This is a genomic window from Marinomonas rhizomae (assembly GCF_003315485.1).
In the GTDB taxonomy this organism is placed as follows: domain Bacteria; phylum Pseudomonadota; class Gammaproteobacteria; order Pseudomonadales; family Marinomonadaceae; genus Marinomonas; species Marinomonas rhizomae.
In genome coordinates, this window is sequence record NZ_QNSE01000001.1 from 422,449 (window position 1) to 432,144 (window position 9,696).

10 protein-coding genes are annotated in these 9,696 nt (G+C 42.4%); 9 read left to right on the forward strand and 1 reads right to left on the reverse strand.

What is annotated here, in order from left to right:
* Positions 1–33 precede the first annotated feature (33 nt).
* Positions 34–1,032: an AAA family ATPase gene (locus tag DFP80_RS01880; protein WP_258546971.1), complete on the reverse strand. Its 999-nt coding sequence runs from the start codon at positions 1,030–1,032 to the stop codon at positions 34–36.
* Between the two features lie 244 nt (positions 1,033–1,276).
* Here DFP80_RS01880 and DFP80_RS01885 point away from each other — a divergent pair, with 244 nt between their 5' ends.
* The 9 genes from DFP80_RS01885 to DFP80_RS01925 form a co-directional block, all read left to right on the forward strand.
* Positions 1,277–1,498, forward strand: a complete 222-nt coding sequence (locus DFP80_RS01885) for a DUF2835 domain-containing protein (protein ID WP_113915111.1) — start codon at positions 1,277–1,279, stop codon at positions 1,496–1,498.
* A 115-nt stretch (positions 1,499–1,613) separates the two neighbouring features.
* A complete protein-coding gene (locus DFP80_RS01890; RefSeq protein ID WP_113915112.1) occupies positions 1,614–2,654 on the forward strand; it encodes a quinone-dependent dihydroorotate dehydrogenase in 1,041 nt (346 codons plus the stop codon).
* A gap of 123 nt (positions 2,655–2,777) precedes the next feature.
* Positions 2,778–4,943, forward strand: a complete 2,166-nt coding sequence (gene rlmKL, locus DFP80_RS01895) for a bifunctional 23S rRNA (guanine(2069)-N(7))-methyltransferase RlmK/23S rRNA (guanine(2445)-N(2))-methyltransferase RlmL (protein ID WP_113915113.1) — start codon at positions 2,778–2,780, stop codon at positions 4,941–4,943.
* A gap of 104 nt (positions 4,944–5,047) precedes the next feature.
* Positions 5,048–5,908 (forward strand): formyltetrahydrofolate deformylase, encoded by an 861-nt coding sequence (gene purU, locus DFP80_RS01900; protein ID WP_113915114.1) that lies wholly within the window; start codon positions 5,048–5,050, stop codon positions 5,906–5,908.
* A 225-nt stretch (positions 5,909–6,133) separates the two neighbouring features.
* Positions 6,134–6,394, forward strand: a complete 261-nt coding sequence (locus DFP80_RS01905; protein ID WP_113915115.1) for a formyltetrahydrofolate deformylase — start codon at positions 6,134–6,136, stop codon at positions 6,392–6,394.
* 938 nt (positions 6,395–7,332) lie between these two features.
* Entirely contained in the window at positions 7,333–7,521 is a 189-nt protein-coding gene (locus DFP80_RS01910; protein WP_113915116.1) for a hypothetical protein, read from the forward strand.
* Positions 7,518–7,811 carry a type II toxin-antitoxin system RelE/ParE family toxin gene (locus DFP80_RS01915; RefSeq protein ID WP_113915117.1) on the forward strand — a complete coding sequence of 98 codons (294 nt, stop codon included), beginning with the start codon at positions 7,518–7,520 and terminating at the stop codon, positions 7,809–7,811. The genes DFP80_RS01910 and DFP80_RS01915 overlap by 4 nt, the downstream gene beginning before the upstream one ends.
* Before the next feature lie 575 nt (positions 7,812–8,386).
* Positions 8,387–9,124 carry a hypothetical protein gene (locus DFP80_RS01920; RefSeq protein WP_113915118.1) on the forward strand — a complete coding sequence of 246 codons (738 nt, stop codon included), beginning with the start codon at positions 8,387–8,389 and terminating at the stop codon, positions 9,122–9,124.
* A gap of 133 nt (positions 9,125–9,257) precedes the next feature.
* A partial coding sequence (locus DFP80_RS01925; protein ID WP_220150911.1) for a transposase occupies positions 9,258–9,696 on the forward strand: 439 nt, incomplete at its 3' end.

A 9,696-nucleotide genomic window follows, 5' to 3' on the forward strand; every position in this document is an offset into this window, starting at 1 on the left:
CGTACTAGTTGCCTTGTATTACACTTTTTAGAGTTACAGCGCTGGAACGTGACTAATCAATCGCTTCAATAGATCGTCTACAGATAATCCAGCGGCTTGTGCTTCAAAGGTCGTAATGATGCGATGGCGCAACACAGGCAAAGCTATCTGGCGTACGTCGTCCGGCGTGACAAAGTCTCTGCCGTTTAACAGGGCATTGGCACGAGCGCAACGGTCTAACGCTAGCGTTCCACGAGGGCTGGCACCAAACTCAATGAGATTCGTTCCTTTGCCAGCTTCCCCCAAATACAGTTCTGGTTGGCGGGTTGCCATGACGAGTTGCACTATGTATTGCTCAACACTTTCAGACATATACAAAGATAAGGCTTTATGCTGAAGCTCAAGAATGTCATGAGGTTTGCAAACGGGTTGTGGCTTGCTTGCTGAGGTTTTGTGTAAATCCTGCTGACGTACTAATCTAAGTACATCCAATTCGCTGGTGGCACTTGGATAACCGAGATTTATTTTCATCATAAAACGGTCAAGCTGCGCTTCAGGCAAAGGGTAGGTACCTTCTTGCTCGATCGGGTTTTGCGTGGCAATAACAAAAAACAGTTCAGACAATGGGTAGCTGTGATTGCCAACGGTAACTTGTCTTTCACCCATGGCTTCCAGTAATGCCGATTGTACTTTGGCCGGTGCGCGGTTGATCTCGTCGGCTAGCACTATGTCGTTCATGATTGGGCCAGGAATAAAACTGAACTTGCCTGTTTCTTGCTGAAAAATATCGGAACCCGTAACGTCTCCAGGTAATAAATCTGGCGTAAATTGAATTCGCTGGAAACGGCTGTCGATGGCGCTAGCAAGCGCTTTTGCTGCTGTGGTTTTGGCTATGCCTGGCGGCCCTTCAAGAAGCACATGACCATTAGCGATTAAAGCGACAAGTAATTCGTGGGTTAAATCTGGTTGGCCTACAACGGCATGATTCAGGTGATCTTTTAATTGCTCAATTACAGTTACCATCGAACCTAGGTTCCTTATACTTTTGTCAATAAAAGTGTCAACGCAAGATGAAAACTTTGCAAAATTAGTGTGCTCATCAATACTTTGTTAAAAACAGACTTAACGTGCTTATTGACAGTTCATAAACACAACTTTTATGTCTGTTTTTACCTCGACTTGGCTTCGCTCGTGACTTCGTGCAAAGGTCTCCATATAATAGCCTTCATCTTATCGGATTCAAATCTTTACGCACAGAGTGATCTCTGTAAGGGTAACGTAAGCACAGGACGAAAAAATGGCAAAAATTGTATTAAATGTGGCCTTGCCTGCGTTTAAATATGAAGCTATGTATGCTGGTGCGGCCAAAAATCTGGTCGCGAGTAGTCTAGATGGACGTAAAGTCCAGTTACCCTTGTCGGCTTTTCAGCGTTTTGTGACTCATCAAGGCATTTACGGTTTTTTTGAAGTAGAATTTGATGACATGAATAAACTGGTTGCCGTCACTAAGGTCAGATAGTCTAGAGTTAGATAGCTTTAAATCAGATAGCATAAAAACTAGATGATCATATAAATTAGATCGCACAGATCAGACAAGGCACTCAACTGATCTTAATAGCCTAGGAGCTTTAACAATGTACCAACTTGCTCGCTCGTTACTTTTTAAATTAGACCCAGAAGTGTCTCATGAATTGTCATTGGATCTTCTTGCAGCAAGCAGTCGATTGGGTTTAAACAAATTTCTAGGTGGATTGCCGTCGACTAAACCTGTTGATGTTATGGGGTTACGCTTTCCCAATGCGGTTGGTTTGGCGGCGGGTTTAGATAAAAATGCTGACGCTTTCGAGGCTTTGGGGGCGCTAGGGTTTGGTTTTGTTGAGGTGGGAACGGTGACGCCGAAAGGGCAGGCTGGTAACCCAAAACCACGTTTGTTTCGTTTGCCCGAACATGACGCCATTATTAACCGCATGGGCTTTAATAACAAAGGCGTAGATCATTTGGTTTCGCGCATTAAGTCGCACCGCTACCCAGGTGTATTGGGTGTTAATATTGGCAAAAACCTAACCACATCGGTAGAAGACGCAGCAGCCGATTATCTGGCTTGTTTGGAATCGGTTATTCCTTACGCTGATTACATTACAGCGAACATTAGTTCGCCAAATACACCGGGCCTTCGTAGCCTGCAATTTGGTGAAAGTTTAGCGCAATTGATTGCGCCTTTGTCTGCAGCACGTAATCGATATGAAGCAGAACATGGTAAGCGCGTTCCATTGGCAGTGAAAATCGCGCCAGATATGACCGATGACGAAATTAAAATGGTTGCTGATACGCTGGTTGAGCAGGGTGTTGATGGTATTATTGCCACCAATACCACCTTGTCTCGTGATGCGGTGTTAGGCCATCAGTTTGAAAAAGAAGCGGGCGGTTTAAGTGGTGCGCCGGTTCGTGATGCATCGACGCATGTAGTAAGAGTATTGGCAGAACATTTGAAAGACACTTTACCTATTATTGGCGTTGGCGGTATTTCAAGTGGCGCCGATGCAGTAGAGAAGCTGCAAGCGGGTGCGCGTTTAGTACAAATTTATTCGGGCTTTATTTATCAGGGGCCAGAGTTAGTTAAGGAAGCCATAGCAAGCACTGATGCTTATTATCGAGAGCTTGATCTCGGTATCTAAAGATCGAATTGAAAGCAGGCGCAGAGTATTTTGTAGCTTGTTTAAAAAAGAGGGCGGGACACAATTCCGCCCTCTTTATGCGTTTCGAGACATTCATTGGAATTTTAAAAAAGTATTTTATAAATGAGCACGATATTACAGACAACTGATTCAGCAAGTCAGGTTTACGCACTAGAGATAACCTGTCCTCTTGGGTTGGAAAATGTCTTGGAAAAAGAGCTGCATGGTGAAGGCCTGACACAAACTCGATTGGGTGAAGCTCAGGTTAAGCTGACAACTGATCTAGAAGGCATGTACAAAGCCTGCCTTTGGTCTCGTGTTGCGACTCGCGTTATGTTGCCGATTGCCAATTTCAAAATGGAATCCGCTGACGACTTATATGACGGCGTAAAAGCGATTCCATGGTCCGATCATATGAAAGCAACCAATACCATGGCGATTGATTGTCACGGTACCAATCACCATATTCGCAACACTCAGTTTGGTGCCGTTCGCGCGAAAGATGCGATTGCTGATTACTTTGTCGCCTTATCTGGTGAGCGCCCTAACGTTGAAAAAGAACAGCCAGAAGTTCGCATTGCTTTGCGTATAAAACGTGACGTTGTGACGGTGAGTATCGATTTATCTGGTGAAAGTATGCATCGTCGTGGCTATCGTCAACATGGCGGTATGGCACCACTTAAAGAAAACTTGGCAGCAGGTCTTTTGCTACGGGCTGGTTGGGGGACGGATTGTGGTTTGACGCAATTAATCGATCCTATGTGTGGTTCTGGCACTTTTCTAGTTGAAGCGGCATTGATGTCTTTGGACATCGCACCGGGTTTACGTCGCCCATATTGGGGATTTAAAGGCTGGAAACAGCATGATCACCGCATGTGGCAAAAATTAATGGATTTTGCTAAGAATCGCAAAAAAGACCCAGCAACCTTGGGTATCCGTTTCCAAGGGACAGATCGAGAGCAAAAAGCCATTGCTGCCGCGCGGGAAAATATCAAGCGTGCAGGACTCACGAATGTGATTGATGTCTCCATGACCTCTTTTCAAGAGCATGAATTCGACATTACGCCCGAGGTACCGGGTCTAGTGATTACCAACCCGCCTTATGGTGAACGTATTGGCGATGAAATGGCCTTGATCGCTTTATATCGTCAACTGGGTGAATGGGTTGTTAATAATGTGCGCGGTTGGCAGTTTATGATGCTGACTAGTAATGATCATCTGGCGCGTCAAATTCCTGTTCGACCAGAAAAAAGCACACGAGTGATAAACGGTGGTATCGAGTGTCGTGCTTATCGTTTCCCATTATTGGCTGGCAGCATCAAAGAAGACGTCGTTGCGCAATCGGTCATGACACCGGGTGCGCAAATGTTTGCTAATCGCCTGCAAAAAAATGCCAAGAAGCTGAAAAAATGGGTCGTAAAGAATAAGATTCAATGCTACCGCGTTTACGATGCCGACATGCCTGAATACGCTGTGGCCATTGATGTTTATGGCGATTGGGCGCACGTTCAGGAATATCAAGCGCCAAAGAGTGTGGATCCAGAAAAAGCTAAGCAGCGTTTGTTTGAAGTGATGTCTGCGATTCCGACCGCTTTGAATATTTCAGAATCTAATGTGATCTTGAAAAAGCGCCAAAGACAGGCTGGCAAAGAACAATACGAAAAAATAGATCAGACGAAACACGAAATGATCGTAGAAGAATACGGCTGTGACTTCATTGTTAATCTAAAAGATTACTTGGACACTGGCTTGTTCCTTGATCACCGTCCAGTGCGTAAACTGATTCAAGACAAAGCCGATGGCGTACGATTCTTGAACTTGTTCTGTTACACCGCAACCGCGTCTATTCATGCTGGACAAGGTGGCGCACGAAGCTCATTAAGTGTTGATATGTCGAACACCTACACAGAATGGGCTCGTCGTAATATCGAGCTGAATGAATTTTCAGACCTTCATCACCAGGTAGAACGCGCCGACTGTATTGAGTGGCTAAAACAAAGCCGTGATAAGTTTGACTTGATCTTCATGGATCCACCGACGTTTTCGAACTCGAAAAAAATGGCGGATGTGTTAGATATTCAGCGAGATCATGGTGAGCTTGTGCGTTTGGCTATGGCAAGGCTGGCGAGAGGCGGGGAACTTATTTTCTCTAATAACTATCGTCGCTTTGTATTGGATGAATCGTTAGAGCAAGAATACAATGTGAAGAATATTACTCGTGAAACACTTGATCCGGATTTTGATCGTAATGACAAGATCCATCAGTGTTACATTATTAAGAATAAGTAAGCATCAGTTAGTGAGTTCTGTATAATTTGCCGACACTTTTAAGGCTAAACTTATTGTTTAGCCTTTGTGACTTTTAAAAGCTTTTAAGGTTTATAAGTTTTACTATGAGAAAGAAAACATTTCGACTTGTGATTAGTTGTCCCGACAGAGTGGGGATTGTAGCGGCCGTCAGTCAGTTTTTGAACGATCGCCAAGGCTCGATTATCGAAGCGAGTCATCATACAGATTTAGAGCAAAAATGGTTTTTCATGCGTCACGATATTGATGCAGGAAGCCTAAATATTGATGTAGAAACATTTCGCCAAGAATTCGCGCCAATCGCAGAAGAGTTCAACATGCGCTGGTACGTGAAAGACAGTGAAGATCGCCCTAAAGTGGTTTTGTTGGCAACCAAAGAGTCTCATTGCCTAAACGATATTATGCATCGCTGGCATACAGGCGAGCTGAACTGTGAAATCGTTGGTGTTATCGCGAACCATGAAGACCTGCGCTCTATGGTTGAATGGTACAAAATTCCATACTTCTGCATCCCAGTGCCGAAAGAAAACAAAATGCCGGCCTTCCAAGAAATCGAAGCCTGCATTGATTCAACACAAGCCGATACCATTGTATTAGCGCGTTACATGCAGATCTTCCCTGAATACTTGTGTGAGAAATACCGTCATAGGGTCATCAACATTCACCACAGCTTCTTGCCATCTTTCATTGGTGCTAAACCTTATCATCAGGCCGCCGTTCGTGGTGTAAAACTGATTGGTGCGACTTGTCACTACGTGACAGCAGACTTAGATGCTGGGCCGATTATTGAACAAGACGTGATTCGTGTTCGTCATAGTCACGCCGCAGAAGACATGGTTCGTTTAGGCAAGGACATCGAAAAACTTGTACTTTCACGTGGCCTACGTTACCACTTAGAAGACCGCGTTCTGGTGCACGGTAATAAAACCGTTGTGTTTGCTGAATAAGCAATCATTGCAAGATTTGTGAAAAGGGAAGGCTCTATGTCTTCCCTTTTTTTTGGCTATCTGAGACTGTTGATTCTTGGTTAAACTTATGTAGGGTGAAAGGTGTCTTTTTTTATCTTTTTGTAATCTTAGTGTTAGAAAATTACCCTTCTTGAAAAAAGTGTCTATAGTCTATAGTTAACACAAACAAACAATGATCAACCAAGAGACGGCTAGAGGTGAACAATGAAACTCAAGTTAACGCCAACTCAAAATTTATGTGTTGGATACCTAGAATCTGGCTTTAAATTAATCCAATTGGGTGAGCAATTTTATTTTATCAAAGGTGAGCGGCGCCAGAAAGTATTACCAAAAACCTTAGATGCCCTAGTGAACCGCGGCGCACTGGCTCATACCGAACAGGGCGACTACATGTTAAGCGACGAATTTGTCGAGCATCGCAAACGAATGCGCGAAATGAACGAGCCCGAACAGACTCGTCATTGATAAGAGATTTATGTCTACCTTGGCCCCATTTTTTCCTCTCAGGTGAATGGGGCCTTTTTTATACGCCAACTTTTCTTCTTTATTCCCTCCCCTTATGTCTTCCAAGGGGAGGGCGAGGGAGGGGTTATTTCTTAGATTTTTAAGTCTGTTTGCTACTTCTCAGCGCTTCCTAGTTTCCAAGCTTGGTTCCGCTCTGCTGAGCGGGTAACTTTTGCCAATCGATGCAAAAGTAACCAAAAAATCTTTTATCGGGCTATCGCCCAAACGTCTCATTCACTTTGTTTAACATCACGTCTAGCAACACGACTTTTATCGTAAGGCATAGATGATTTATTCGGAGGGAGATAACTCGTCAAACAATGACCCTGAAACTCCATAGGATCGCGCAACTTCGTCGCGTCGAACGGACGGCTTCAGTGATGCTGGTTTTCGTAGGGCGAATGAGGGAGGTACGACCGTGATCCGCCGCCGGTGAAGGCCATTTTCCCCAAAACCGTCATTTCCCACAAGGGGACAAATGCCCGCGAAGGTGGGAATCAATCTCTTTTCGTACTTTTGGCTCCATTCAAATGCTTTGTATTCCCGACCTTTTTTCCGCTCTGCTGAGCGTGTAACTTTTGCCAATCGATGCAAAAGTAACCAAAAAATCTTTTATCGGGCTATCGCCCAAACGTCTCATTCACGTTGTTTAAGGTAGCGTTTAGCAACACGATTTTTACCGTAAGGCATAGATAGGCCTTGCTGTTCGAGAGAGTCTTTCTGTTAATGACTCTGAAACTCCATAAAATCGCGCAACTTCGTCGCGTCGAATTAACTTCTTCGGTTAACTCAAGGCTGGCGTGAAAGCCAATTTTTTATCAGATTTGCGCTGGCAGCCAATAAGAAAGTCTTTTAGTATCCATAGATAATTAGATTACATAGCTATGCTTGGAGAAAAAATGTCAACGATTGTCAGTAAAGAAGAAGCGCATAAGTTGATTGATCAGCTTCCTGCTAATGCAACATGGGATGATCTGATGCGTGAAATATATGTTCGAGAAGCCATTGAAAAAGGGCTCGAAGACAGCAAAGCTGGTAAAACAACAGGTGTTGCAGAAATCAGAAAAAAATATGGATTGCCAGAATGAAGGTTCAGTGGACCGCTACAGCATCGGCTCATTTAGACGCCATTTTTGCCTACATAGCCCAAGACTCTGAAACTTATGCATTACAAACTGTAGATCGAATTACGAGGCGATCTCAGCAAATAGGTGAATTTCCATTATCTGGTCGAAAAGTTCCAGAATATGAGCTTGATCAAATAAGGGAAGTATTTGTCGGTTCATATAGGATTATATATCGCATCATGGCGGATCAAGTTGATGTAATTGCCGTTATTCATGGCGCGACGAACGTACTGCAAGGAGATTCTGAATAGGAGTGTCAAATCAACTTCCGTTCTCTCAATTGTAGGTCGCACCTTTAGGCCGACAACTTAATAATTCCCCTTATATCTTCCAAGGAGAGGGCGATTGTGTAGTTATTTCTTTCGCTTATCCCGTAACGATCTCTGCTTAATTGCCTGTTCGTTAAAAACACACAATATTTTTATAGTCTTCGGTATCGGCTTCTTGTAGTCTGTAAAGAAATAGTCAGGGAAGACGAGTAGATAACTCATATCAAATAAACACTTCTTTCTCCCTTCACCTGATCTACACTAAATTTTAAACACTCGTTTTTGCTTAGTTAAAAACACGAATGACAAGATAACCAAAAGCATGACTTGGAAATTCTGGTACTAACATGGTTTTGTTGAAAACGCTAAAATGATTAGCGCCAAGTCAGCGCTGTGTTTCGCGGGAATAGCATCAGGGATAAAAGCTAATAAAGCTTTACTAAAAATCCGAATAGATGGCTGCAAAACTGTTTTTGTTAGATCTTGATTTTGCTTGCAAAAATCGGGGTGTTCATAGATGTTAGCATTCAAAAATTATTTCGGAGAAGTTTGTAATCATGGAAGTTAAGACAGAGCCAGCAGGTCGCCTTTTTGACATTTTAAGTGAAGCTAAGAAAAAGCCACCTAATACAAAAGTTAGAAAGGTGTGGGCTGATATATTTGGTATCGAAGTGACAGATACAGGTACTATCCTTCGAATGCTAGCAGACCTAATACAGCTTACGTATAAAACTAAGTCTCAAATTCAAAATATAGAAAACATTGATCATGAGATCTATCTAAAGCCTTTTATCAAAATTGAAGCAATGCTGTCTCAAATCAACCTAGATGCTAATTGGCAAAGCTGGCAACAACAAATTGATGAACCCACTATCTATGGACTTCAATTCTGTTCCGATAGACTAAATCGTGAAGCTAATTTTACTTCTCTAAAAGCCACAGAAATAGATCAAATTAAAAAAGCTCTTGAAGAGCTAACTGATAATGTAAGTAACTCACATCTAGAAACATCTTTAAAACTTCTCTTAATTAGAAATTTAGAAAGTTTAAGACAAGCTTTAATTTCTTATAAAATAAAAGGCATTGATGGAATTGAAACAGAGCTTGAATTAAACCTTGGTTCTCTTTTTCTAAATAAAGAGAAAATCAAAGATTCTGCTGATAAAGAAGAATCAAAGACATTTATTCAAAAGTATTTTAAGTTTCTAGATGGAATCAGCAAAACTGTATCTACGGCAAAGCAAGTTGATCAATTAACAGGTAATAGTTTATCTAAACTGATTGGTGTCGAATGAATGCTAACAAGCGCCTAAACTGCGACAATGTTAAGTTATCATGTTTTTTGCATACAACGCAAAAAGCCACGCTAAGACATTGCGTGTTAGGCGGGCGTTGAGGCTGTAGAATTTCTCCAAAAAGAACATTTTCATGTTCTTTTTTAATGGCCTGTTATCTAATCACTATTATTCGCTACAGTTGAACGTGATGGCTAATTACAAACTTGATTTATCCTGCCAAAGTAAATTCATTCCGATTGATTTCGTACAACAAATTATCCCCGGTACATTTGAGTACGCGCTTTCTCATATCGTTGATAAACACCTTGATTTAAGTTCTTTTGACGAATGGTATAACAACGATAATGGTGGTGCAGCGGCTTACCCTCCTTCAGTAATGTTGAAGATCGTCTTGTTTGGTTATTCGCGTGGATTGGTAAGTAGTCGCCGTATTGCAAGGGCGTGCGAAACCAATATTACTTTTATGAGTTTGTCTGGTGATGCGCAGCCTCATTACACTTCAGTTGCGAATTTTGTTGCCAACATGAAAGACCAAATTGAACCTCTGTTTACCCAAGTCCTGATGATAT